27 protein-coding genes and 1 tRNA gene are annotated in these 24,754 nt (G+C 67.7%); 21 read left to right on the top strand and 7 right to left on the bottom strand.

Annotation, left to right across the window (positions count from 1 at the left end; genetic code table 11):
* Positions 1–639: 639 nt before the first annotated feature.
* Complete coding sequence (gene nemA / locus ACNI3K_RS02750) at positions 640–1,737, bottom strand: N-ethylmaleimide reductase (RefSeq protein ID WP_419390323.1); 1,098 nt, start codon at positions 1,735–1,737, stop codon at positions 640–642.
* Positions 1,738–1,951: 214 nt separating this feature from the next.
* Between nemA and ACNI3K_RS02745 the strand changes: the two genes are divergently transcribed.
* Positions 1,952–2,509, top strand: a complete 558-nt coding sequence (locus ACNI3K_RS02745; protein WP_419390322.1) for a TetR/AcrR family transcriptional regulator — start codon at positions 1,952–1,954, stop codon at positions 2,507–2,509.
* Between the two features lie 365 nt (positions 2,510–2,874).
* Here ACNI3K_RS02745 and ACNI3K_RS02740 read toward each other — a convergent pair whose 3' ends face one another.
* Positions 2,875–3,531: a GntR family transcriptional regulator gene (locus ACNI3K_RS02740; RefSeq protein WP_419390321.1), complete on the bottom strand. Its 657-nt coding sequence runs from the start codon at positions 3,529–3,531 to the stop codon at positions 2,875–2,877.
* 154 nt (positions 3,532–3,685) lie between these two features.
* Between ACNI3K_RS02740 and ACNI3K_RS02735 the strand changes: the two genes are divergently transcribed.
* From ACNI3K_RS02735 to ACNI3K_RS02710, 6 genes are all read left to right on the top strand, one after another.
* The gene (locus tag ACNI3K_RS02735; RefSeq protein ID WP_419390320.1) at positions 3,686–4,405 is read left to right on the top strand and encodes an alpha/beta fold hydrolase; all 720 of its coding nucleotides are present in this window, start codon (positions 3,686–3,688) and stop codon (positions 4,403–4,405) included.
* Positions 4,406–4,461: 56 nt separating this feature from the next.
* Positions 4,462–5,160 (top strand): trimeric intracellular cation channel family protein, encoded by a 699-nt coding sequence (locus tag ACNI3K_RS02730; protein ID WP_419390319.1) that lies wholly within the window; start codon positions 4,462–4,464, stop codon positions 5,158–5,160.
* 178 nt (positions 5,161–5,338) lie between these two features.
* On the top strand, positions 5,339–5,671 hold the full coding sequence (locus ACNI3K_RS02725; protein ID WP_419390318.1) for a nuclear transport factor 2 family protein: 333 nt from the start codon (positions 5,339–5,341) through the stop codon (positions 5,669–5,671).
* A gap of 50 nt (positions 5,672–5,721) precedes the next feature.
* Entirely contained in the window at positions 5,722–6,150 is a 429-nt protein-coding gene (locus tag ACNI3K_RS02720; protein ID WP_419390317.1) for a hypothetical protein, read from the top strand.
* 72 nt (positions 6,151–6,222) lie between these two features.
* Positions 6,223–6,555: a hypothetical protein gene (locus ACNI3K_RS02715; protein WP_419390316.1), complete on the top strand. Its 333-nt coding sequence runs from the start codon at positions 6,223–6,225 to the stop codon at positions 6,553–6,555.
* A gap of 20 nt (positions 6,556–6,575) precedes the next feature.
* Positions 6,576–7,448: an alpha/beta fold hydrolase gene (locus ACNI3K_RS02710; RefSeq protein ID WP_518486589.1), complete on the top strand. Its 873-nt coding sequence runs from the start codon at positions 6,576–6,578 to the stop codon at positions 7,446–7,448.
* Between the two features lie 120 nt (positions 7,449–7,568).
* On the opposite strand, the gene ACNI3K_RS02705 is transcribed toward ACNI3K_RS02710, so the two are convergent.
* Positions 7,569–7,651, bottom strand: a tRNA-Leu gene (locus ACNI3K_RS02705).
* Between the two features lie 48 nt (positions 7,652–7,699).
* On the opposite strand from ACNI3K_RS02705, the gene ACNI3K_RS02700 reads away from it, so the two are divergent.
* The 13 genes from ACNI3K_RS02700 (at position 7,700) to ACNI3K_RS02640 (ending at position 21,595) form a co-directional block, all read left to right on the top strand.
* Positions 7,700–8,407: an FHA domain-containing protein gene (locus tag ACNI3K_RS02700; protein ID WP_419390315.1), complete on the top strand. Its 708-nt coding sequence runs from the start codon at positions 7,700–7,702 to the stop codon at positions 8,405–8,407.
* A 4-nt stretch (positions 8,408–8,411) separates the two neighbouring features.
* Complete coding sequence (locus ACNI3K_RS02695) at positions 8,412–8,933, top strand: FHA domain-containing protein FhaB/FipA (RefSeq protein WP_419390314.1); 522 nt, start codon at positions 8,412–8,414, stop codon at positions 8,931–8,933.
* 1 nt (position 8,934) lies between these two features.
* Positions 8,935–10,242, top strand: a complete 1,308-nt coding sequence (locus ACNI3K_RS02690; protein WP_419390313.1) for a PP2C family protein-serine/threonine phosphatase — start codon at positions 8,935–8,937, stop codon at positions 10,240–10,242.
* Positions 10,242–11,591, top strand: a complete 1,350-nt coding sequence (locus tag ACNI3K_RS02685; protein ID WP_419390312.1) for an FtsW/RodA/SpoVE family cell cycle protein — start codon at positions 10,242–10,244, stop codon at positions 11,589–11,591. The genes ACNI3K_RS02690 and ACNI3K_RS02685 overlap by 1 nt, the downstream gene beginning before the upstream one ends.
* Positions 11,588–13,057 (top strand): peptidoglycan D,D-transpeptidase FtsI family protein, encoded by a 1,470-nt coding sequence (locus ACNI3K_RS02680; protein WP_419390311.1) that lies wholly within the window; start codon positions 11,588–11,590, stop codon positions 13,055–13,057. The genes ACNI3K_RS02685 and ACNI3K_RS02680 overlap by 4 nt, the downstream gene beginning before the upstream one ends.
* On the top strand, positions 13,054–14,076 hold the full coding sequence (locus tag ACNI3K_RS02675; protein ID WP_419390310.1) for a serine/threonine-protein kinase: 1,023 nt from the start codon (positions 13,054–13,056) through the stop codon (positions 14,074–14,076). Before ACNI3K_RS02680 ends, ACNI3K_RS02675 begins: the two co-directional genes overlap by 4 nt.
* Before the next feature lie 52 nt (positions 14,077–14,128).
* Positions 14,129–16,252 (top strand): Stk1 family PASTA domain-containing Ser/Thr kinase, encoded by a 2,124-nt coding sequence (gene pknB, locus ACNI3K_RS02670; protein ID WP_419390309.1) that lies wholly within the window; start codon positions 14,129–14,131, stop codon positions 16,250–16,252.
* A gap of 174 nt (positions 16,253–16,426) precedes the next feature.
* Positions 16,427–17,500 carry a polyprenyl synthetase family protein gene (locus ACNI3K_RS02665; protein WP_419390308.1) on the top strand — a complete coding sequence of 358 codons (1,074 nt, stop codon included), beginning with the start codon at positions 16,427–16,429 and terminating at the stop codon, positions 17,498–17,500.
* Complete coding sequence (locus ACNI3K_RS02660) at positions 17,497–18,405, top strand: phytoene/squalene synthase family protein (RefSeq protein WP_419390307.1); 909 nt, start codon at positions 17,497–17,499, stop codon at positions 18,403–18,405. The genes ACNI3K_RS02665 and ACNI3K_RS02660 overlap by 4 nt, the downstream gene beginning before the upstream one ends.
* Before the next feature lie 13 nt (positions 18,406–18,418).
* On the top strand, positions 18,419–20,065 hold the full coding sequence (gene crtI, locus ACNI3K_RS02655) for a phytoene desaturase family protein (protein WP_419390306.1): 1,647 nt from the start codon (positions 18,419–18,421) through the stop codon (positions 20,063–20,065).
* Positions 20,062–20,397, top strand: coding sequence for a lycopene cyclase domain-containing protein (locus ACNI3K_RS02650; protein WP_419390305.1), 336 nt, complete (start codon positions 20,062–20,064; stop codon positions 20,395–20,397). The genes crtI and ACNI3K_RS02650 overlap by 4 nt, the downstream gene beginning before the upstream one ends.
* Positions 20,394–20,720 carry a lycopene cyclase domain-containing protein gene (locus ACNI3K_RS02645; RefSeq protein WP_419390304.1) on the top strand — a complete coding sequence of 109 codons (327 nt, stop codon included), beginning with the start codon at positions 20,394–20,396 and terminating at the stop codon, positions 20,718–20,720. Before ACNI3K_RS02650 ends, ACNI3K_RS02645 begins: the two co-directional genes overlap by 4 nt.
* Positions 20,717–21,595 (top strand): prenyltransferase, encoded by an 879-nt coding sequence (locus ACNI3K_RS02640; RefSeq protein ID WP_419390303.1) that lies wholly within the window; start codon positions 20,717–20,719, stop codon positions 21,593–21,595. Before ACNI3K_RS02645 ends, ACNI3K_RS02640 begins: the two co-directional genes overlap by 4 nt.
* A 180-nt stretch (positions 21,596–21,775) precedes the next feature.
* Here ACNI3K_RS02640 and ACNI3K_RS02635 read toward each other — a convergent pair whose 3' ends face one another.
* Genes ACNI3K_RS02635 through ACNI3K_RS02625 form a run of 3 tightly spaced genes read right to left on the bottom strand, consistent with a single transcriptional unit; the run spans position 21,776 to position 23,348 of the window.
* Complete coding sequence (locus ACNI3K_RS02635) at positions 21,776–22,402, bottom strand: aminodeoxychorismate/anthranilate synthase component II (protein ID WP_419390302.1); 627 nt, start codon at positions 22,400–22,402, stop codon at positions 21,776–21,778.
* Complete coding sequence (locus tag ACNI3K_RS02630; protein ID WP_419390301.1) at positions 22,399–22,563, bottom strand: hypothetical protein; 165 nt, start codon at positions 22,561–22,563, stop codon at positions 22,399–22,401. The genes ACNI3K_RS02635 and ACNI3K_RS02630 overlap by 4 nt, the downstream gene beginning before the upstream one ends.
* Positions 22,560–23,348, bottom strand: a complete 789-nt coding sequence (locus tag ACNI3K_RS02625; RefSeq protein ID WP_419390300.1) for a class E sortase — start codon at positions 23,346–23,348, stop codon at positions 22,560–22,562. Before ACNI3K_RS02625 ends, ACNI3K_RS02630 begins: the two co-directional genes overlap by 4 nt.
* A gap of 117 nt (positions 23,349–23,465) precedes the next feature.
* On the opposite strand from ACNI3K_RS02625, the gene ACNI3K_RS02620 reads away from it, so the two are divergent.
* Positions 23,466–23,711, top strand: coding sequence for a cell division protein CrgA (locus ACNI3K_RS02620; protein ID WP_419390299.1), 246 nt, complete (start codon positions 23,466–23,468; stop codon positions 23,709–23,711).
* 180 nt (positions 23,712–23,891) lie between these two features.
* On the opposite strand, the gene ACNI3K_RS02615 is transcribed toward ACNI3K_RS02620, so the two are convergent.
* Complete coding sequence (locus ACNI3K_RS02615) at positions 23,892–24,752, bottom strand: rhomboid family intramembrane serine protease (protein ID WP_419390298.1); 861 nt, start codon at positions 24,750–24,752, stop codon at positions 23,892–23,894.
* Positions 24,753–24,754: the final 2 nt, after the last annotated feature.

The raw sequence follows: 24,754 nt of genomic DNA, 5'->3' as shown, positions 1-24,754 counted from the left end.
CAGCTGCCGGCGGCTCCTCATCGAGCTTCGCCCAGCCAGCGTAGCCCGCACATCCGCTGTGGTTGCCCACCAAACCGCCCGCCTCCGGGGTCACGCCACGCACACACGCCGGGACGACCGCTGAGGGTAGAGGTGACCCACTCAACAAACTTTGGGACAGACCGGAACGGCCATCGGGGCCGGACTGTGCTAGCGCGAGAACGTCGGAGCATTGCCAGCGAGAGACCTCTCCATGCGGACGCCTGACGCGCCCGGGCGGGAACGACAAAGGCCCCCTCACCGGATCAACCGGTGAAGGGGCCTTCGCTGTAGTGGGCGATACGGAAAATTCGACTACGAGGCACAATGACCGAGCCTCCATGTCCGTTTCCCACGGCGGCTCAGTCGATTTCCCCGCCCGCGCTTACCGCGTTAAACCCCATGAGCGACACGCCACGTCGAACGCACCTCGAACGGAGAGCATTGCGAAGCTACGACGCGCCCCGGTCGGCCGGGCGGAGCCGACAAGGCCTGTGCCGCAGCAGACCGAGGACGGGCAGCGTGTGCGCGGCCCGAGTGCCGTGCCCACGCTGCCCGCCCGAATGCGGGTGGTCATCGCGACGAGCCGGAACGCTTGCGGCGGAGAGATGCCGCAATCGCTCAGTGTGTGAGTTGCAGCGCCGGGTAATCGGTGTATCCGGCTGCCTCCCCGCCGTAGACGCGGTCAAAGTCCACGCTGTTGAGCTCCGCGCCGGCCTCGAGGCGCGCGGGCAGGTCCGGGTTCGCGATGAACGGTCGCCCGAATGCGATGGCGTCGGCCCACCCCGCCCCGAGTACCCGCGCGGCCTTTTCGACGTCGTAGTTGCCTGCGGCGATGATGATGCCGGGGAACTGATCGCGCAGCGCGGTGCGGAACTCGTCGTCAAGCGACGGGCCGCCCGCCCAGTCGGGCTCGCACAGGTGGAAGTAGCCGACGCCACGGTCGGCGAGCTGGCTGGCCATGTACAGCCCCATCTCTTTGCCGTCTGCGTCGTCAAGTCCCTCGAATTTGATCATCGGCGACAGTCGGATGCCCACGTGCGCTGCATCCCACTCGCCGATGACCGCGTCGACCACCTCGAGCGGCAGGCGCGCACGGTTCTCCAGCGAGCCGCCGTACTGGTCCGTGCGCACGTTGCTGCTGATGGACATGAACTGTTGCAGCAAGTAGCCGTTCGCTGCGTGGATCTCGACCATGTCGAACCCCGCCGCCCGCGCGTTCCGGGTCGCGCGGCGGTAGTCCTCGAGTAGCCGGGGCACCTCATCAACGCGGAGTTCCCGAGGAGTCGGGGCGCTGACGGAGATCACGTTGCCATCGGCGTCCTTAATGTTGGTGCGCCCGCGGAACGGAAGCGCGCTCGCCGAGACGCCCGGTTCGCCGCCGTGCACGTCGGGATGGGTGATGCGACCGACGTGCCACAGTTGAACCGCGATGCGCCCACCGGCTTCGTGCACCGTCTCGGTGACTTTGCGCCACGCAGCTACCTGCTCGTCGGTGTAGATGCCGGGGGCTCCGGAGTAGCCCTTCCCTTCCAGAGTGATCTGCGTGCCCTCGGTGACGATAAGCCCCGCGCCTGCGCGCTGGCGGTAGTACTCCTGGTGCAGTTCGGTCGGCGCGTCCGCCGGTTCGGGCGCGCGCATCCGGGTCATGGGGGCCATAAAGACACGGTTGGTCGCCTCGAAGGCGGGCAAGCGAAGTCGCTCTTGCAGATTTGGCATGTCGCTATCTTCCTTTCGCGTGGGTGTGGTGCCGCAGCTCTCGCCGATCCGACAAGGCCGTGCACCTCTAGCGAGGATGGAAACCGATCGGTTTCCCAACTTATTCCGGCCTGAGTACTAATCGGTTTCCGGCCGGCGCCGCGCGCCGCACCAATGCGCTTCCGGTGCCCTGCAAGATGGAAACCGTTCTGTTTCCGGGTGGTAGCCTGATGCTATGACTGCGGAGGAAACGCGGGAGCGAGTGCTCCAACACGCGTCGGAGCTGTTCCATCGCGAGGGTTTCCACGCCGTCGGCGTAGACCGCTTGGCGGCGACCTCCGGCATCTCGAAGAAGACCCTGTACCAACTGTTCCCATCGAAGATGGATGTGCTCGTGGCCGTGCTCAAGGACAGTCGCGAGATGGCAGTCGCTGACCTCCCCGCCGAGCACGACGACCGATCGGTGCGTGAACGGCTCCTTGGGATCTTCGAAGCCCAGCGCGCCTACGCCACCCGGCCGGAATTCTCAGGGTGCTTCTTCGTGAACGTCGCTACAGAGTTGCGGGATCCGACGCATGCCGCGGTCGAGGTGGCCCATCTCCAGAAGAGCGAACTGACCAAGTACGTGCGACGCCAGGCGGCCATCGCGGGCATTCACGAGGGCGATCGTCTGGCCGAAGAACTCACAGTGATACATACCGGAGCCGCCGACTACTCGCTACTGACCGGGTCCTATCCGCTCAGCGTGCTGCACGCTGTGGAAGCACTGCTCGACGCCGCCGGCGTGGAATAGCGAGCCCTGAAAGGCTTGCGTGCCCACGGTCGTCCAGAGAGGCTTGGGAGGCCCCCGGAAGCCCCCGATAGTTGGCCAATGTGGCGGCATCGATGTAGGTGTGAGCAACAACGGGAGGCACAAGCCGGCCCCGCTCCACGTCACGTGAGGTGCGAGCGGCTCGCGGCTTGTATGGTCGAGAGTTCCTTCGAAGAACGACTCGGGCAGGCCGTCGGGCAGACGTCCGCTCAGGGTCACAGCAGTTGCGGTAGTCAGCGGTGGTGACTGGGCCGTAGCAGCACCGCCCCGATCGGGGCCGGGGCGTGCAGTCTGCCGCCCACGCCGCACTGCGCGTCTTCCGTCTCGGATCCCGTTTGCGGCACCAACTACGAGTCGGCACTTTCCTCAGCGGGAAGGCTGAACCAGATGTCGAATGCGATCGCTGCTGCTTGCTCCGTGTTCCCCGTCGCCAGGACCTCGATCAGTTGCTCGTGTAGCTTCTCAGAAGTAGCCCCGTCGCGATCGAAGCGGATCCGTTCTGCCCGACGTACTACTGGGCCGAAGTGGTCGATCACTGATGCCAGAGCAGCGTTGCCTGTAGCGGCGACGGGTACATCGTGCAGATCATCGTCGGCGTCCAAAGCCGCCTGCACATCGCCGGCGTTCAGCGCTTCGGTCAGCCGGCGGTTCGCTTCCCTCATGCGTTCCAGGTCTTCATCCGAGAGCCGGCCAGCTACCTGTTGCGCCGCTAGTGAGTGCATGGCTGCTATGACGTCGCGGGCATCTCGCACTGCCTTGGCGTCGATGGCCGTCACGGTGGTTGATCGGCCTGGTAGCGCAACAACCAACCCGCTGTTCGCAAGGCGCAACAGGGCCTCGCGTACAGGGGTGCGACTCACGTCGAGCCAGTCTGCGAGTTCGCCATCCCTCAGTTGCTCGCCTGGCGCGAAAGTGCCATCGACGATCGCGTCACGGAGTCGTCGGTAGACGTCGTCTCGAAGGAGGGAACGACTTACTCCAGCAGTGTTAGGCGGGATCGGCATGCCATATATTGCACACACCGCTGCCCCTGGAGCAAATCCGACCCGAACCTTGCCAACAAGGTTCACATGCAATATATTGCGTATCACCGGTCGGCACGAGCCGACACAGATGCCTCAACCCCAACCGGGAGCGAGGCCCGAAAAGGAGGAAATCATGGCCCACAACGGAATCAGGAACGTCGTGCTTGTTCACGGCGCGTTCGCGGATGGATCCGGCTGGCGCCGGGTTCACGACAACCTCACAAACCGCGGCTACCGGGTGACTATCGTTCAGAACCCGCTTACCTCGTTCGAGGACGACGTAGCGGCAACCAAGAGAGTTCTCGACAAGTTGGATGGCCCGGCCATCCTCGTCGGGCACTCCTGGGGTGGCACGGTCATCACCGAGGCGGGCACGCACGACAACGCGGCCGGCCTCGTCTATGTGGCAGCACTCATCCCGGATTCAGGCGAGACATCTGGGCAGCAGTACGAGGGCTTCGCTGCGACGCCCGAATTTGTCATCGACATCGGTGACGACGGGTTCGGGTTCCTGAACGACGAGAAGTTCAAGACCGGCTTCGCCGCGGATGCCAGCGATGCCGACGCAGCATTCCTGCGCGATGCCCAGGTACCCGTGAACATGGCGGTATTCGGAGCCGCTGTCACCACCGCCGCATGGCGCAGCAAGCCCAGCTGGGCGGTCATCGCCACCGAGGACAAGGCATTCGACCAAGCGATGCTCCAGCACATGGCGCAGCGTGCCGGCGCGGCGATTACCACCACGCCCGGCAGCCACGCGGTGTACCTCACTCAGGCCGAAGTGGTCTCAGACGTGATCAACGATGCCGCCGAGACTGCGCTCGCTCGCGCCCCTCACGAACTCATCGCGTAACCAACCCGGGCCGGCTTGCGACCGCGCGAGCCGGCCCGGCAAGTCTGGAGGACACGATGGGCATTGTGCAGTTCCAGGTGACATTGTGGGTCGAACTGCTGGCCGCCGCACTCGGCGGCGTCCAGGGCGCACTGTTCGCGGCGGGACGGAAGGATCACCGCATTGATGTGCTGGGGGTCATCGTCATCGGCCTCACCGTAGCGCTCGGAGGAAGTCTGCTCCGGGACGTCGTCCTCAATCAGCCGCCCGTAGTGGTGTGGGTCAACTGGTACCTGTTGGTCGCAGGGGCATCTGCGATCCTCGGGATGGCGCTGCACCCGCTACTGGCACGGACGGGCTGGCTGCTCACGGTTCTCGACGCGGTCGTCATGGGACTCTTCGGCGCCATCGCTGCCTCAAAAGCGCTCTCCCTCGGTGTCGGAAGCGTCGGCGCGCTGGTGGTGGGCGTCATTGGCGCTATCGGAGGGGGAATACTCCGCGACCTCATCCTGAATCGACCGATTTCCATTCTTCACGTGGGGAGCCTCTACGCCGTGGCTGCAGGTGCTGGGGCGGCCGCTCTCATCGTTCTCGTCCAGATCGATACGCCGGTGCCTGTCGCGGGCCTCATCTCTGCTGCTGTGACCACGGGGGTGCGCATCGCGGCAGTCTTCTTCGATTGGACCTTCCCGGAACAGCGGGCGCTACGACCCTGGCGTCCTCGTGTGGGAGTAGCACCCAGACGGGCCAGGATCATCCTTAGGAGAGGGATGTGAGCCAGCACGCGCTGGAGAAGTTGCGGCATTCCTTCGCGGATGAGACAGCCATGGCACCTCACCTATTCGGTACAGGTCCTGCACCCCAGGACGCTGCCTCGCCATTACACACTGTTCGGTCGCGCAGTAACTCAATACCGCGAAGTACCGCGATAACACAACTAAAGGGAGCAACTTCATGAATACGTTTGACTCATTGGTATCTGACGCGAAGAACGCCATGGATGCGCACGACGGGGAGGCGCTAGCCGCTCTCTTCGCGCCGGACGGGCGAGTCACCGACGAAAACACGGAGCACGTCGGCAGGCCGGCGATCGCTCAATGGTTCAGGACGACGCCAGCGATCCGCCTCGAGACCGTCGACACGACGGTCGACGGTAACGCCTACACGTTGATAGCGAAGGGACACGGCGACTACCCCAACAGTCCGCTGACCTTCCGCTACGTTTTCGCGCTCGGCAACGCCGGAATCAGTTCGCTGAGCATCTCGCTCGCGGATGAAGCCGCCTAGCCATGCGCGCGCCCCATCGTCTCGGCCCCGACTCACTTGGAGCTTTACGAATGGTCAATCGGCGACGGACCGCCGCCGCACTCCTGCCAACGCTGCTGCTTGCGGGGTGCGCCACCACAGGATTGCTCGAGTCCGAGTTGAAGACGGCCATCCGCGGCTCTGCTGGCGGCTCCTTTGCACTGTCCGAGGTCGAAGGAGTAGACGGATCGTCCTTCCTGGTGATTTGTCCCTACGAGTCGACCGAACTGATCGAGAGCCGTCTGAACTTCGCATGGTCAGATGCTCCCGACTATTCCAAGGCCGACGACCGGCAGACGATTGCCGTCATCAGTGACGGAGAAGTCGCCTCCGCAACGGAAATCTCGCGAGACACCATCGATTTCTGTTCGGCTGGACCGTGGGAGGTCCTTTTCGTCGAGACGGAACTCGCGGTGTCCGGGTCGACGGATACAGCGCAGGTCACCGTCGCGAGCCGATGATAAGGAGCTAGTCGTGGTCTTCGCGGACATCGATCCACTCTCGCCCGAGAAGCCTCAGAAACGGAGCATCACGTGTTGGTGATCGACGATCGGCAACTTGCATGCGTCGATGGAACTCTGCCTGCGACCGGCAAGGACAGTGTCGAAAACACCGCCGTTGATGCGAGCCAGTACACCGGGACAGCCGCGACCCACGTGCTTGCTGTCATCGGTTCCCTCAACCATGACACCGGTGCGGCAGAGGTTGACGGTGTCATGTCCTCCGACCGCGCGCGGTTCGGACAACCCGGCGCTGAGCGTGGCATCCGAGCTCCTTGGCGCGACTCCCGGTGGCGCAGCGTGCACCGCCGTCTGTGGCGCCGGTTTGCCGCTGAACTCGCCCATCGACGTCAAACGCATCTTTGAATTCGCCTAGAACTTTGCGAATGAACATACGACCAACCATCAACACCACCAACCAGGAAAGAAGAAAAGCGATGCCCTACTTCAACACCACCGACGGAACCGAGATCTACTACACCGACCAGGGAGAAGGGCAGCCCGTGCTGCTCAGCCACGGCTGGCCGCTCAGTTCGGACGCCTGGCAGGTTGAGATCAAACTTCTCGCCGACAATGGCTACCGCGCCATTGCTCACGACCGTCGCGGCCACGGGCGATCGGCCAAGACCTACACCGGCAATGACATGGACACCTACGCAAACGACCTCGCGGAACTGATCGAGCACCTTGACCTCACGAATCTGGTCGTGATCGGCCACTCCACCGGCGGTGGCGAAGTCGTTCGCTACTCGGCTCAGCACGGCGTCGGCCGCGTGGCCAAGGTCATCACGGTCGGGGCCGTGCCTCCACAGATGGTGAAGACCGACAGCAACCCCGGCGGCTTCCCAATCGAAGTCTTCGACGACATCCGCGCAGGCGTTCTGAAGGATGCCTCGCAGTTCTACAAGGACCTGACTGAGGCATTTTTCGGAGCCAACCGTGCGGGCTCCACGGTATCCCAGGGTGCGAAAGATGAGTTTTGGCGCCAGGGCATGCTCGTGAACCTCGCCGCCGCATATGACTGCATCAAGGCGTTCTCGGAGACGGACTTCACCGAGGACCTGAAGGCGCTGGACGTGCCGATCTTCCTCGCCCACGGCGACGACGACCAGATCGTCCCGATCGACGCCTCAGCAATGAAGTCCGCCGAATTGGTGAAGCACGGCACCCTGAAGGTTTACCCGGGCGCCCCACACGGCATCTACGGCGGCTTCCAGGCCGAACTCGACCAGGACATCCTCGCCTTCATCGCCAAGTAGCACCGTCTCCGGGTAACGCACACCCGCATCGAGGGCCCACGTCCGGGCGTCACATCGCATGCCCACGGAACGACAAAGGCCCCCTCACCGGATCAACCGGTGAAGGGGCCTTCGTTGTAGTGCGCGAGGGGGGATTTGAACCCCCACGCCCTTTCGGACACTGGCACCTGAAGCCAGCGCGTCTGCCGTTCCGCCACTCGCGCGCGACGAGCAACTTTAGCATGTGGCACGGGACCTATACGATTCAACCCATGGGAGTCCTGGATCGCTTCGAGAAGGGCGTCGAGAACGTCGTCCACGGTGCGTTCGCCAAGACCTTCAAGTCCGGCGTGAAGCCGGTGGAGCTTGCGAGCGCGGTGCGCCGTCAGTGCGACGCGCGCGCCGCCGCAGTCGACCGCAATCGCACCGTCGCTCCCAACGAGTACTCGATCGCGCTGAGCCCCTCGGACCACGAGACCATCGAGGCCTGGGGCGCGCAGGCGCTGGCGCACGAGCTCGAGGACGCGCTGCGCGACCACGCCGAGCGCCAGCGCTACAGCTTCGTGGGCGCGGTCAGCGTGGAGTTCACGGAGGAGGAGTCGCTGTCGACCGGCCGGCTGGCCGTCACGAGCCGCACCACCCGCGGCCCGGCCGCACCCGCCTCCGCTCACGACCACCACTCGCGCGACCCCCTGCTGGACATCGACGGCGACCGCTATCACCTCACGGGCGAGATGACGGTCGTGGGGCGCGGCTCCGAGTCCGACATTGTGGTCGACGACACCGGCGTCTCTCGCCAGCACTGCCGGTTCGAGGTGACCGACGAGGGCACGATCCTCACCGACCTGGGGTCAACCAATGGCACCCTGGTCGAGGGGCAGCGCATCAACGAGGTCACGCTGCTGGACGGCAACGCAATCACCGTGGGCCGCACCACGATCATGTACTGGGACGGCCTCCCGGTGGACGAGGACGTGTAGCGGCATGAGCGAGCTCTCCATCACTCTGCTGAGGTTCGGCTTCCTCATCCTGCTGTGGGCACTCGTGCTCACCGCGATCGGCGTGCTGCGGTCCGACCTCTACGGCACCCGTGTTGTCTCGCGTGGGCGCGGGCGCGCGTCCCGCCGGACCGTGGCCGCGCGCGCGGCGAAGGTCGCAGCGCCTTCGCGCTCCAACACCGGCGTGCGTACGGGATCCGTGTCCACGAGGGACGATGCGGTCGCTCACCTCGCCGTCACGTCCGGGGCGCTCAAGGGCACCACGATCCCGCTCGGCTCGGCACCCATCCTCATCGGCCGCTCGCCCACGTGCACGCTCGTGATCGACGACGACTACTGCTCCGCGCGGCACTGCCGGATCTTCCCCGAAGGCGACAGATGGATGGTGGAGGACCTCGGTTCCACCAACGGGACCTTCCTGGACAATCAGCGGGTCGACGACCCCATGCCTTTCAAGCGAGGGGACAAGCTGCGCCTCGGCGGCACCACCCTCGAACTGAGGATCTGACATGTTCCTCGGTCTCCACTTCGCCGCGCGCTCCGACGTAGGCTTGATCCGGTCCAACAACCAGGACTCGGCCTATGCGGGTCCGCACTTGCTGGTGGTGGCCGACGGGATGGGCGGTGCGGCGGGAGGCGACATCGCCTCATCGATCGCCGTGGGGCGCCTCGCAGGGCTCGACGGCGAGTCGCACGGCCCGGACGACGCCCTCGACGAGCTCAAGGCCGCGATCGCGGACGCTCACGCGGAGATCGTGGATCGCGCCCACAACGACCCCGAGCTGGCGGGGCTGGGCACCACCGTCACCGCGCTGCTGCGCGCCGGCTCAACGCTGTGCATGGCCCACATCGGCGACTCGCGGGCCTACCTGCTGAGGGACGAGTCTCTCGATCAGGTCACCACCGACCACAGCTTTGTCCAACACCTCGTCGACACCGGCCGCCTGAGCGCGGCCGACGCCGAGCACCATCCCAAGCGCTCGATGCTGCTGCGAGTCCTCGGGGACGTCGATGCCGACGTCCCCGTCGATATTTCTGTGCGCGAGACGCGGGCCGGCGATCGATGGATGCTGTGCTCCGACGGGCTCTCGGGGGTGGTGAGCCGCGAGACGCTGCACAAGACCCTCGTCGAGGTGTCCGACCCCGCGGACTGCGCGGATGCGCTCGTGTCCCTCGCGCTCTCCGCCGGGGCACCGGACAACATCACGTGCATCGTCGCGGATGTGGTCGACATCGACTCCTCGCCCGACGGGGTGGGACCGCCCACGGCGTCGCAGATCGTCGGATCCGCAGCACGCGACCGGCACCGCCCGTCCGCGGCCGGCCGGTCGGCTGCGGGAAAGGCCGCGCGGCTGTCGACTCCTGACGAGGTCGACGACGACGAGGAGCCCTCCCGAGCATCGGTGTGGTGGACCCGCGCACGCCCGTGGCTGCTGCCCCTCGCCGCCCTGCTGGTCGTCATCGGCGGAGCGTCGGGCGCCTACGCGTGGACCCAAACCCAGTACTACGTGGGCTCGGCGGGCGGCGACGTGGCCATCTACAGAGGAATACCCGAGCACCTGCCCGTGATCGCGTTGCATACGCTCGTGGAGACCACGGACATTGCGCTCGAGGACCTCGCTCCGTACCAGCAGACGCGCATCGACGACACGATCCGGGCGGACACGCTCGACGGCGCGCGCGCGATCGTCCTCGCGCTCGAGGCCAACCTGCCCACTCCGATGCCGCAGCCCGCGCCTGCCCCCGACGTATCACCGTCGTCGAGCCCCACCGCCTCGCCCGATGAGTCCGCCACCGCGCTGGAAGGCGAGACCTAGTGGCCACCGTCTCCGAACTCCAGGTCCGCACCGGGCGGCGGCCCGAGCTCGTCCTGATGGGCCTGTCCTGGACCATCATCGTGCTGGCCCGCGCCCTCGTGGACTACCACGCGGACTACCTGGAACTCGTTCCGCTCGGTATCTACGCAGGCGTCGCCGCCGCTCTCATGCTGGGATGCCACCTGCTGCTGCGCCGCTACGCACCCTCCGCGGACCCCGTCATCATCCCCGCAGTGCTCGCGATCAACGGCGTGGGCCTGGCGATGATCCGGCGCGTCGACTTCGCGTATGCGCAGTACCGGGGCCGCGAGACGGACTTCGGCGACGCGCAGCTGGGCTGGACGGTCGCTGGTGTGCTGCTCGCGATGACGGTCGTGTTCGTGATCCGCGACCACCGACTGCTGCGCCGCTTCACCTACACCGCCGGAGTGGTGGGCCTGGTGCTGTACCTGCTGCCCCTCGTGCCCGGCCTCGGCGTGACAATCAACGGCGCGCGCATCTGGATCGACGTGTTCGGCCGTTCGCTGCAGCCCGGCGAGTTCGCCAAGATCGCGATGGTGGTGTTCTTCGCGGGCTACCTCGTCACCAACCGCGACACCCTTGCACTCGCGGGACCGCGATTCCTGGGGCTGAGGTTCCCGCGGCCGCGCGACATGGGTCCGCTGCTCCTGGTGTGGGTGGCCGCGCTCATGCTGATGGTCTACCAGCGCGACCTCGGTGCGTCGCTGTTGTTCTTCGGCATCTTCCTCGGCATGCTCTACGTCGCGACGCAGCGGATCAGCTGGGTGGTGACGGGCGTCGCGATGTTCGGCGCGGGCGCCGTGCTCGCCGGCACGGTCTTCCCCCACGTCCGCGCACGCTACGACGCGTGGCTGAACGCCCTCGATCCCGAGCTGTACTCCTCGGGGACCTCGGAGCAACTGGTCCGCGGGCTGTTCGGCATGGCCTCGGGTGGACTGTTCGGCACCGGCCTCGGTGAGGGCCGCCCCGACCTGGTGCCCTACGCCGAGTCTGACTTCATCATCGCGTCCATCGGTGAGGAGATGGGTCTCACCGGGCTGATGGCGATCCTCTCGCTCTACCTCATCCTTGTGCAGCGGGCCTTCCGCACCTCGATCGGCGTGCGCGACGGGTTCGGCAAGCTGGTCGCGGGCGGCCTGGGCTTCGCGCTCGCGCTGCAGGTATTCATCGTCGTCGGCGGCGTGACGCGGGTGATCCCTCTCACGGGCCTCACCACCCCATGGCTCGCGTACGGCGGCTCGTCGATGCTGGCGAACTGGATCGTCGTCGGGCTCTTGCTGCGCATCTCGGACCAGGCCCGCCGCTCGGCTGCGGAGGTGACCGAATGAACGAACCCGCCCGCAGGCTCTCCGTCGTCGTGCTCATCCTCTTTCTCGCACTCATGGGCGCCGCCTCCTTCATCCAGGTCCTCGGCGCCGAGGACCTCAATCAGGACCCGCGCAACGTCCGCACCCTGTACCGCGAGTACGGCAACTTCCGCGGACCCATCGTCGTCGACGGCGAGGCCGTGGTGTGGTCCGAGCCCGTCGACGATCCCTTCAACTACCAGCGCAGTTACACGCAGGGGGAGCTGTACGCCGCGGCCACCGGCTTCTACTCGATCGTCTACGGTCGCAGCGGGCTCGAGCAGACGGAGAACGCCCTGCTCAACGGCTCGGCCGATGCGCTGTTCTGGACGCGGGTAGGCAACCTCTTCGCGGGAGAGCAGCAGCAGGGAGCCTCCGTCGAGACCACGCTCTCGTCGGAACTGCAGCAGGTGGCGGCGGAGTCGCTCGGCGACCAAGAGGGTGCAGTGGTGGCCCTCGATCCCGCCACGGGCGAGGTGCTCGCGATGGTGACCAGCCCCACGTACGACCCTGCGCTGCTCGCCGGTCACGACACGTCCACCGTCAACGAGAACTACGCCGAGCTCCTGGCTCGCGAGGACGGTCCGCTCATCAACCGCGCGATCGCCGGCGACACCTACCCACCGGGATCCACGTTCAAGCTCGTGGTCGCCGCCGCAGCCCTCGAGGGCGGCTACACGCCCGACACCGAGTTGTATGCGCCCCAGGAGCTCGGGCTTCCGAACTCAAGCGCGACCATCGGCAACTACGGGGGCGCCGAATGCGCAGCGGACGAGCGGCTGCCGTTGGCCGATGCCCTCCGGATCAGCTGCAACACCGCATTCGCGGACCTCGGGATGTCGCTCGGGTGGGGCGTGCTGGAGCGCAAGGCACGCGACTTCGGATGGGAAGAGCCTCTCGAGATCCCGCTGCCCGTGACGGCGTCGCGGCTGCCCGAGTCCCCCGACGAGGCCCAGACCGCGATGAGCGCGATCGGACAGTACGAGGTGCGCTCCACCCCGCTGCAGATGGCGATGGTCGCCTCGGCGATCGCCAACGATGGGGTGCTCATGCGGCCCTACCTCGTCGACTCCGTGCGCGCGTCGGACCTCACCGTCGTCTCGGACACCGAGCCGGAGGAGTACCGCCAGTCGATGTCCCCCGAGGATGCGTCCGACCTCACCCAGATGATGGTGAGCACGGTCGCCGACGGGACGGGACAAGCTGCGCGCATCAACGGTGTCGAGGTGGCAGGCAAGACCGGCACCTCCGAGACGGGGCGCGACACCCCTCCCCACGCGTGGTTCGTGGGCTTCGCGCCCGCGGAGGATCCCGCGATCGCCATCGCAGTCATCGTGGAGGAGGGCGGCGCCACGGGCTCGGGTGCCACCGGCGGAACGGTCGCCGCGCCGATCGCCCGAACCGTCATGGAGCGCGCACTCTCCCTCGACGCCGAGGGGGACCTGTGAGCATTCATTCGGGGACCACGCTCGTCGGCCGCTATGTCCTGCGGTCGCTGCTCGCCGTGGGCGGCATGGGCGAGGTGTGGCGTGCCGAGGACACCGAGTTGGACCGGCCGGTTGCGGTCAAGGTGCTCAAGGACTCCGCCTCCTCCAACGAAACCTTCCTCAAGCGTTTCCAGAACGAGGCCCGCAACGCCGCCGGACTCACCCACCCGAACATCGCGCAGGTCCTCGACTACGGCGACCAGGACGGCACCGCGTATCTGGTGATGGAACTCGTCGAGGGTGAACCGCTGTCCTCCATCCTGGAACGCGAGGTGACTCTCGAGGAGCCGCGGCTGGCCCACATCCTGATCGAGACGTGCCTGGGCCTGCAGGTGGCTCACGATGCGGGCGTGATGCACCGCGACATCAAGCCGGGCAACCTCCTGGTCGCCGAGGGTGACTCCGTCAAGATCACCGACTTCGGGGTGTCCCGCGCGACGGGCCAGACCACGCTCACGCAGACCGGCATGGTGATGGGCACGGCCCAGTACCTCGCGCCGGAGCTCGCGCTAGGGAAGCCCGCAACCCCCGCATCGGACGTCTATGCGCTGGGCATCATCGCGTTCGAGGCCGTGGTGGGCAAGAGGCCCTTCACCGCCTCCTCGGCCGTGGACATCGCCATTGCCCACGTGAACGAGTCCGTGCCTCACCTGCCAGCAAGCGTCTCCGTGGACCTCGCCCGGATCATCAACGACGTGCTGGAGAAGAACCCTCGCAAGCGCGTGCGCACGCCCCACGAGCTGATCGAGCGGCTGCGCGCCGCGGATCTGAACGACGGCGAGGCGCGTGGCACCCCTCGTGAGGCCCGACCCGGCAGCGGCGAGCTGAGACCAGACCACAGCACTGCTCCCCCTCCTTCACCGAGCACGGGAGGGGAGCGCATACGCGGTCGGACGGCGCGCACGATGCCGCCCAGCATCGCGCCCACCGAGCACCGGCCGCGCCCGGACGTGCAGCCCAAGCGGGATTCCAACCGATGAGTGCGACAATGACACCCGAAAGCGGTGCGGAACGTAGGAGACTGACGGACAGATGAACGACGACGCGAACATGCTTGCGGGACGATACGAGGTCGGAGACCTCATCGGCCGTGGCGGCATGGCCGAGGTTCACATCGGCTACGACACCCGCCTTGGCCGGACGGTCGCCATCAAGATCCTGCGCGCAGACCTGGCGCGGGACCCGTCCTTTCAGACCCGATTCCGCCGCGAGGCTCAGTCCGCAGCGGGCCTCAACCACCCCTCGATCGTCGCGGTCTATGACACCGGCGAGGACCACATCCCTGGCGCGACCGGCAACCCACAGGCCGTCCCCTTCATCGTGATGGAGTACGTCGAGGGTCACACGGTCCGCGACATCCTCAAGGGCGATGTGGCGGCGCCGATCGACGAGGCGGTGGAGATCGCCTCCGGCGTCCTCACCGCACTCGACTACGCGCACCACGCGGGACTGGTTCACCGCGACATCAAGCCCGCCAACGTGATGCTCACCCCCACCGGCGCGGTCAAGGTCATGGACTTCGGCATCGCGCGTGCCCTCGCCGACGCCGGCAACACCATGACCCAGACCCAGGCCGTCGTGGGCACCGCCCAGTACCTGTCCCCCGAGCAGGCTCGCGGCGAGACCGTGGACGCCCGCTCGGACCTCTACTCCGCAGGCTGCCTGCTGTTCGAGCTACTCACCGGACGCCCGCCCTTCATCGGCGACTCGCCCGTCTCCGTCGCGTACCAGCACGTGCGCGAGGAGGCCCCCAAGCCGTCCGACTTCGCCTCCGACGTTCCCTCGGCGCTGGACCAGGTGGTCCTGCGTGCGCTCGCCAAGAACCGCGACCATCGCTACGCGACCGCACAGGAGTTCTTGGGCGACCTGCGCGCCGTCATGGGTGGCGGACAGGTGAGCCCCTCGACCGGGGCGATCCCCGTCGGTGCGGCAGCCTTCGGCGCCGGCGCGGCCGCAGGCATGAGCCCCGAGGACATCGCGGACCAGCCCACGCAGGCCATGCCGGCCCAGCAGTCGGGCCCGGCCACCGACGCGACTCAGGTCATGCCGGCCGAATCCGGATCGCCCTGGGCCACGGTAGGAGAGGGTGCCCCCGGCTCGGTGCCGCCGCCTCAGCCCGCGACCGTCGCGGTGAGCGACGAGGACGAGCTCGATGACGCCGACGACTCTCGCCGCCGCAAGATCATCCTGTGGACCTCGCTGGGCCTGGCCGCCCTCATCGCGCTCATCCTCATCATCTGGCTGTTCAACCGGGACACCGAGCCCGAGATCGTCGAGGTCGCCGTCCCCGACGTCGTCGAGATGGCGGAAGAGCAGGCGGTCGCCGAGCTGGAGGAGGTGGGGCTTGTCGCAGATGTCACCACCGAGGCCTCCACCGACATCGACGAGGGTCTGGTGATCAGCACCGACCCCGCCGCCGAGGTCATGGTCGAAGAGGGCACCGAGGTGTCCGTCGTGGTCTCCGCTGGGCCCGATGCGGTCACGGTGCCGAGCGTGCGCGCCCTCCAGCAAGATGAGGCCATCCGAGATCTGGAGGACGCGGGCCTCGAGGTGTCCCGGGTCGAGCAGGACGACGATCCTGACATCGAGGAGGGCCGCGCGACCCGAACGGATCCCGACGAGGGCGAATCGGTATCCGCAGGCGAGTCCGTGATCCTGTACGTCTCAAGCGGCATGGTGGAGTTGCCGGACCTCGAGGGCATGAGCGAGGACGAGGCCCGTGCCGCGCTGAACGAGTTGGGCCTGGTGCCCGACACCACGGACGTGGAGGACGAGTCGGTCGAAGCCGGCACCGTCCTGTCGCAGAGCCCGGGCGCAGGGCGGGTGCCGCAGCGCTCGACCGTCAATCTCGAGGTCGCGGTCGCGCCGTCCACCGTCGCGGTCCCTGACGTCACCGGGCGTTCCCAGTCGGACGCCGAACGCGAGCTCGGCACCCAGGATCTGACCTTCGCCTACGACGAGGAGCAGTTCTCCGATGACATCCCCGAGGGCGCCGTCATCTCTCAGAACCCCAACGGCGGCACCCAGGTCGCACCAGGCACGGAAGTGCGGCTGGTGCTGTCCAGGGGCCCGGAACCGGACGACGAGCCAGCGCCCGTCCCCTCCCCGCCGGGGCTGGGCAACGGCAACGGCAACGGCAATAACGAGGACGAATAGTGACCCGTCCTCTGGCCGAGACATGACTCCGCTCACCGATGCGCGGGCTCAGCGCCCGCATCGGGCGTACTCGGGCGCGCCGCGAACCGACATTGCGGGCGGCGCTCGCGAGTGCCGCGGACGGCGGGAATGCAGGGAGCTTTGCCAGACGTTGACCGGGGCATCATGTCATCGGTGCTGACCATAGACGGCCTGCGCTCCTTCGTGGACGCGCGCCTTCCGCACGTCCACGAGGCCCTCGGCAGGCATGTCAGGACCGCCGCCGCGGAGTTGCCTGTCGCCGGCCCGGACTATGCGCGCCTGTGGGAGACCCTCGGCGATCAGTTCTCGGGCGGCAAGAACCTGCGTCCGTCGTTGACGCTCGCCGCCTACGCGGGGCTAGGCGGGGACGATGCCGACGCGGTGGTGCCCGTCGCCGCAGCGATGGAGATGCTCCATACCGCGATGCTGGTGCACGACGACATTCTGGATCACGACGAGGTGCGCCGGGGGCGTCCGAACCTCGCGGGCTGCCGCCGTGCGGACCTCGCCGACAGGGGTCTGCCCGCAGAGCAGGTGGAGAACCACGTGCTGTCCGCGGCGCTGCTCGGCGGCGACCTGGCGATCTCGAGCGCGTACGACCTCATCTCTCGCACCCAGCTGCCGGCACACCATCGCATCGCCTGCCTGGACCTCATCACCCGTGCCGTGCGGGCGACCATCGCCGGCGAGCTTCTCGATATGTACGGCGACCTCACGCCGGTCGCAGAGGCGGATGCCGTGCGCGTCGCCGAGCTCAAGACGGCGACGTACTCCTTCGTCGTGCCACTGCTCGCGGGTGCCCAGCTCGCCGGAGCGGACCCCACGATGGTGTCGCACCTCGAGCGCATCGGCACAGGACTTGGCCTGAGCTTCCAACTCGCGGACGACGACCTGGGCGTGTTCGGCGACCCGACCGAGACGGGTAAGTCCAACCTGTCGGACCTGCGTTCCGGCAAGCGCACCGAGCTGGTGCGGCTCGCCTTCGTGAGCGCGACTCCCGAACAGCTCACCGTGCTGGAGCGCCACCTCGGTGATCCCGAGCTCAGTGAGGACGACGCCGACAGGCTGCGCGAGATCCTGGTCGAGACCGGCGCGCGTGGTCGCGCCAAGGCGGTGTCGAGGCGGCACGCGCGGGACGCCGCCAGGGTCGCGCGCGAGCGTGTCCCGGCTCCGCTCAGCGGGTACCTGGTCGACCTGGTGGACGCACTCGACGGACGCTCGTCGTGACCCCAGCCCGTCGTCGCGCCCATCACGACAACGAGACGTCGATGGGGCTGTACGACCAGGCGGCGCAGTCGGCGGCCGCGCAGATCATCGGTCACTATTCCTCCTCTTTCGGCGTCGGCGCACGCATGCTGAGCCCCGTCCACCGGCGCCACATCGAGGCCATCTACGCGATGGTGCGTATCGCCGACGAGATCGTCGACACGTATCAGGGCGACGATGCCGGCACGCTGCTGGACGGATTCGAGGCCGAGGTGTGGCGGTCGATGGAGGGCGGGTTCTCCACCAACGTGGTCGCTCACGCCTTCGGTTCCACGGCGCGCGCCGTCGGCATCACCCGAGAGCAGACGGACCCCTTCTTCACGTCCATGCGCATGGACCTCGAGCTCAAGGTGCACGACGACGAGTCCTTCGCGGCGTACGTCTTCGGCTCCGCCGAGGTCGTGGGCGAGATGTGCCTGGCGGTGTTCGTGAACTCCGGCTCGGGCCCCCGGCCGCTTGATCCCGGACTGCAAGCGGGCGCCCGCAGGCTGGGCTCCGCGTATCAGAAGGTCAACTTCCTGCGGGACCTCGGCTCGGATGAGCAGCGGCTCGGCCGCTCGTACTTCCCGGGCGTGACGTCTCACACGCTCACCGACTCCGATGTGGCCGTGCTAGTAGCGGACTGCCGTGCCGACATCGGCGCGGCCCAGGCGTGCTTGCCTGGCCTGCCCCGCCGCGCGGCCGCAGCGGTGAGCACGACGATCGACATCTACGCGCGGCTTCTCGACGAGATCGAGGCGACCCCAGCGGCCGCGCTCACCGGATCCCGGGTGCGCGTGGCGAATGGCACCAAGCTTTACCTGGCCCTGCGCAACTCCTGCCCGTGGACAGCTCCCCGCCGAGAGATCTCGAGCGGCGTCGAATGAATGGTGGTGTGAAGTGAGCGGTCCAGTCATCGTGATCGGTGGCGGCGTGGGCGGACTCGCCACCGCCGCCCTCCTGGCCCGTGGGGGAGCCGATGTCACCCTGGTCGAGCGCCACGAGCGCGTGGGCGGCCGGGCCGGCCGGCTCGAAGTGGACGGATTCACCTTCGACACCGGCCCCTCCTGGTACCTCATGCCCGAGGCCTTCGAGCACTTCTTCGCACTGCTGGGGCGCCGCGTCGAGGACGAGCTCGACCTCGTCGACCTGGACCCGCGCTACCGCATCTTCTTCGAGAGGGACGACGCCTCCCTCGCGGACACCCTCGAAGTCACCTCCTCCGCAAAGACCAACCGCGAGCGGTTCGACGCGATGTCGCCGGGCGACGGCGCGGCGATCGACAAGTACGCGGACGAGTCGACTGATCTGTATCGCCTGGCTCTCGAGCGGTTCCTCTACACGACCTTCGAGCGCCCGCTTGCCGTCGCCGACCGCTCATTGCTGCCGCGGCTCGCGTCGCTCGCTCCGTTGCTCACGCAGTCCCTCGGTGCGCGCATCGCCCGGCGCGTGGGCGACCCGCGGCTGCGGCAGCTACTGGGCTTTCACGCAGTCTTCCTGGGCTCCTCACCCGACCGGGTGCCCTCCCTGTTCTCGCTGATGAGCCACCTCGACCTGCGTGACGGCGTGCGCTACCCCAAGGGCGGCCTGTACGCGGTCATCGAGGCTCTCGAGCGGGTCGCCGTCGCCGAGGGTGTGCACATTCGCACCGGGGCCGACGTCGCTCGGATCGTGGTGGGCGGCGGCCGCGCCACCGGCGTACGCCTCGCCTCCGGCGAGGTCCTCGCGGCCGATGCGGTGGTGTCCGCCGCGGACATGCACCACACCGAGACCGAGCTGCTCGAACCTCAGCACCAGTCACGTCCCGAGAAGTCGTGGAACAAGGTGCGGCCCGGAGTGAGCGCGCTGCTCGTGATGGCCGGCGTCGAGGGCGAGCTGCCCGAGATCGCCCACCACTCGCTGTTCTTCACCAAGGACTGGGACGCGAACTTCCGCGCGATCATGACCGGCGGCGAGGTTCCTCATCCCGCCTCTGTCTACGTCGCGCGCACCACCGCCACCGACCCGTCCACGGCTCCGGTCCGGCACGAGAACCTGGTGATGCTCGTGCCATTCCCGGCCGATCCCTCGCTGGGGGCCACCGACCAGTCGCGGGCGGCGATGGAGCAGCACGCGCAGCGCTACCTGGATCAGGTGGGCGCGTGGGCGGGAGTGCCCGACCTGCGCGCACGCTCGACCATCAAGGCGATCCTGACGCCGGCGCACTTCTCCGAGTCGCTCTCCGCCTTCCGCGGGGGCGCCCTCGGTCTCGAGCACACCCTCATGCAGTCGGCAATGTTCCGGCCCAACAACGTGTCGCGCAAGGTGTCCCACCTGTTCTACGCGGGTGCCTCCACCGCACCGGGCATCGGCGTCCCGATCTGCCTCATCTCCGCCGAGCTGGTCGTCAAGCGCCTGCTCGGAGAGACCTCGGCGCACCCGCTGAACACGCCGCTTCCCAATGGCTACCTGTCCCGCTCTCGCCGACGAGGGGCCCTGGGCGAGCTGGCCCGCTCTCTCGGCGCCCCGGCCGCCTCGGAGCCGGAGCCCGACCGGGCGGCGCCGTGACGCCATGGCTGTACCTCGCTGCGCTGTCGGTGAGCCTGTTGGGTCTCGGCACGCTGGACTGGAGGTACCGGGTCGCCCTGTTCGCCGATGCCGGCCGCACTGTCCTCACCATCGCATCGGCCGTCGTGCTGTTCCTGCTGTGGGACCTCGTTGGGGTGGGGCTGGGAATCTTCTTCCGGGGAGATGCCCCCTACATGACCGGGCTGGTCATCGCGCCGGAGGTGCCCGTCGAGGAGGTCCTGTTCCTCACCCTGCTGACGTATCAGACGCTGCTGCTGTGGCGGGCCTTCTCGCGCCGCACGCCCCGCACCGCCGGTGGTGAGCCCGCGTGATGACCTACGCAGCGCTGTCCGTCGCCGTGCTGGCGGTCCTCGCGATCGCGACGCTGCCGGTGCTCCGCCGGCTACCGCGCGGACCGCTGCTGCTCACCGCCCTGGTGCTGACGATCCTCACGGTGGTGTTCGACAACATCATCGTCGGGGTCGGGCTCGTCGACTACGACGAGTCGCTCATCAGCGGGGTGCTGATGCCCATCGCCCCCGTCGAGGACCTCGCCTACGCGATCGGCTCGGTGATGATCGTGCCGGTCCTGTGGGTGCTGTTCGGCCGCCGGTCTCGCGACTCTGCCACGAGCGACAGGGCCCAGCGGCCATGATCACGGCCATCCTGCGGGCCTCCCGCCCCATCAGCTGGATCAACACCGCGTTCCCGTTCGCGGCCGCCTACCTCATGGTCATGCGGGAGATCGACGCGGTGCTCGTCGTCGGCACGCTATTCTTCCTCGTCCCGTACAACCTGCTCATGTACGGCATCAACGACGTGTTCGACTACGAGTCCGACCTCGCCAACCCGCGCAAGGGCGGCGTCGAGGGAGACGTCATCCGGGACCGCGCCGCCGCCGTGCGCATTCACCGCGGCATCCTTTGGGCGAGCGTGCTCACCACGGTGCCGCCCGCGATCTGGCTCGCGCTGCAGGGCGGAGCCGCAGCGGCCATCACGCTCGCGCTGGTGCTGTTCGGCGTGGTCGCGTACTCGGCGCCTGGGCTGCGCTTCAAGGAGCGGCCGTTCCTCGACTCGCTGACGTCGGCGCTGCACTTCGTGGGCCCGCTGCTGTACGCGCTAGTGATCGCAGACGTCTCCCTCACGGCTCCCGCGGTGTGGCCTGTGTGGGCGGCGTTCATCGCGTGGGGCATGGCCAGCCACGCGTTCGGCGCCGTGCAGGATGTGCGGGCGGACCGCGAGGGCGGCATCGGGTCGGTCGGGACCGTCATGGGAGCACGGACCACCGCCCGGCTCTCGCTCGGGCTGTACGTCGCCGCATCGGCACTGTTGCTCGCGCTGCCGTGGCCCGCGCTGCTGGCCGCCGCACTGCCGCTGGCCTACGCTGTCTCCGTCGCACGCTTCTGGAACGTCACCGATGCCACCTGCGAGGACGCCAACCGCGGCTGGCGCACGTTCCTGTGGCTCAACCAGCCCGTCGGCTTCCTCGTGACGATGCTGCTGATCGTGATCTGGAACGGCTGGCTCTAGCGCCGGCCGCCCCACCTCGCTATTCCCAATGGTCCATGTGGCCGGTGGGACGCATGGTGCTCAGATTGCGTCCAGAGCAGCCCACCATGCCCCACCCGTCACAGTGGCCATTGGGAGTAGCGCACCCGCGGCGGGGGCCAGCGACTCGTGCAGGGGGTGGCAAGCGCCGCCCGGGTCGGGCTATTCGCGCACGAGCGGGGACAGCCCCGCGGACCGGGCCTCGGCATCGGGCATCCCGCACACCTCAAGCCAGTTGGCGAGCAGCCGGTGGCCGCCCACCGTCAGCACCGACTCCGGGTGAAACTGGACGCCGTGCAGCGGCAGGTCGCGGTGCTTGAGGCCCATGATGATGCCGCTCTCCGTGTCGGCCGTGACCTCGAGGTCGTCGGAGACCGTGCCGGACTCGACGGCGAGAGAGTGATAGCGGGTCGCGGTGAACGGCGACGGCAACCCGCCCAGTACCGAGTCGCCGTGGTGCCTCACCTCCGACGTCTTGCCGTGCATCAGCTCGGGTGCGTGGGACACGACGCCGCCATAGACCTCCGCGAGCGCCTGGTGACCCAGGCAGATGCCGAGCATCGGGGTTCCGGTGCGCGCGCACTCGCGGATCACGTCGTTGGACGCCCCCGCATCGGCCGGAGTACCCGGGCCGGGCGAGACCAGCACGCCGTCGAAGCTCTCGATGGCGGCGGCCTCCGCCAGCGCGTCGTTGCGGACCACCACGGTCTCCGCGCCCATCTGACGCAGGTAGCCGACGATGGTGTAGACGAACGAGTCGTAGTTGTCGATCACCAGAATCCGGGTCATGGCTCTCCCACCGTCGTCTCTTGGATCTCCAGGTACTCAGACACCCAGGGAAACACGTACTCGAACAGCACGAACACCAGCGCGAGGAGGAGGACGATCAGGATCAGCGCGCGCACCAATGCCGGCCCGGGCAGGGCGTTCCAGATGGCGGTCGAGATCATGAGGTCGCCTCCAACAGCTCTGCTGGCACGCCGTGCCCGGTGGGTGCCCAGTAGTCCAGGCGGCCGTGCACGATCCACCGCTCCGCTGCGGAGAAGCGAGGGTGGCAGGTGGTCAGCGTGATGTAGCGGTCGTCGGGCTCGACGCCGGGCTCCCCTGGCATCGGTGCGATCACCTGTACGTCCTGCGGCGTCACGATGTCATACGACTCGATGGTGTAGACGAACCACGTCTCCTCGGTCTGCACGATCAGGGAGTCGCCCTCCTCCAACGTGTCGATGTCCGTGAACGGCTTGCCGTAGGTGGTCCGGTGGGCGGAGATCGCGAAGTTGCCCATCTCGCCAGGCAGGGCAGTATCCGGGTAGTGACCGATGCCGAGCGGATCGAGGACATCCGCGCGGGTGACACCCTCGTGGATCATCTTGACGTAGTCCTCGCCCCAGCGCGGCACCATCAGCGCCGCGAGCGCCTCCGTGTACTCGGGGTACTCCAGCGTGGGCGGCTCGACGCCGCGCATCTTGAGGTCCTCGGGGATGGTCTCGGGACCCTCGACCTCCCCCGCGGTGACGCCGCCCACGACGTCCGGGCTGACCCACTCGGTCTGCTCGACCTCTTCACGCTGGGCCCGCTCGCCCTGCACATCGGTGTAGAACAGCTGCCACACCACGAACAGAGCCAGCAGCACCCCGGCGGCGATGAGCAGCTCGCCCAGCATCCCGAGGGCGCTCCAGCGCTGCTGTCGGGGCCGCGCGTGGGCGGCTGGACGGGTGTGCGTGTCGGTCGTCATGATGCGACTAGGGTACGCGAGTGCGCGTGCCGACTATCGACCGCTCGCGCGCTGGGTACGCTAGTAGACATTCATGCCCGCAAGCTGCGGGCCGCATCACAGCATCGGAGACGCACCGTGGCCCTCTCGAAGAAGCGCGAAAGCAACATCTATAAGAAGCCCCACGACGTGGACAAGCCCTCAACCGACAACCCGCGGTGGCTGCTGCCCACGGCGATCACGCTACTCATCCTGGGCCCGGCGTGGATCGTCACGTATTACATCTCCAAAGCCGAACTCCCGCTGCCGATCAGTGACTGGAACCTGCTGGTCGGTTTCGCGTTCATGGCGGGTGCGATGCTGCTGCTCACACGCTGGAAGTAGCACCCGAGTCACACCCGTGTAGTTTTCCCCCGCTGTGGACAAAGCTGGGGACAACTACACCGGTGTGATTCACCGCTCGGCCTCCTGGGCCTGCCGGCGGCCGATGCGCGGGCTGGGTTGCGTACAGCCCCCGGGCTCGGTGCGACGTGCGGAGCGGACGCGGCGGAGAAGCCGCGCGGGTCAGTCGCTCGGCTCAGTCTTGGCTCGCTGTGCGCGTTCGCGGCTGTCGACGCCGCGGAACATCGCCAGCATGACGACGGCCCCGACGACGGCGCCGCCCAGGTGCCCCTGCCACGACAGGCCTGAGAAGAACGCCAATGCCGGGATGAACTCAGCGATGAGCGGGCCGCCGATGAAGATGGCTGCGATCACCAGGACGGACTGATACGGCAGCTTCAGGCGCCTGAGGACGATCCCGTACGCCGCGAGCAGCCCGAAGATCGCTCCCGACGCGCCGCCGTGCACGCCGTCGCTAGCGATGAGCATCACGCCCGCAGACGAGCCGATAAGCGAGGCGGAGTACAGGCCGATGAAGCGCAGTCGTCCCATCGCCGGCTCAAGGGCGGTGCCGAGCTGGAACAGCGCGAACATGTTCATGGCGATGTGGAACAGGCCGAAGTGGACGAACCCGGCAGTGATCCACCGGTACCACTCGTTGCCGAGGCCCTCGCAGTTGGGGTCCTGTGCCGCCGCGCAGTAGGCCGCGGTGTCGCCGGCGAAGCCCGGGATGAGGCCCAGTGAGTAGTCCCATCGTGCCCCGAGCAGCACGGGCGCGAGCAGGAAGATCGCGGCGTTGAGTGCGATCAGCACATAGGTGACGAGCGGTGGACCCGCAGTAGCCGTGAAGCCCAGCCGCGAGCGCACGGGCCGCACCTGGGCTTTCGCCTCCGCCATGCAGTCGACGCAGAGCACGCCCACCGCCGCCGGGCGCTGGCACTCCGGGCACGCGGGGCGCTCGCAGCGCTGACAGCGCACGTAGGAGACGCGCTCCGGGTGGCGGGGGCAGGTGGGCTCGCCCGATGCGTCCGGCGGCTGGGTCACGC

Origin of the sequence: Demequina ureilytica, assembly GCF_048553575.1 — a bacterium.
GTDB lineage: Bacteria > Actinomycetota > Actinomycetes > Actinomycetales > Demequinaceae > Demequina.
Note: the sequence above shows the minus strand (reverse complement) of the source record. Positions and strands in the feature narration are given on the sequence as shown.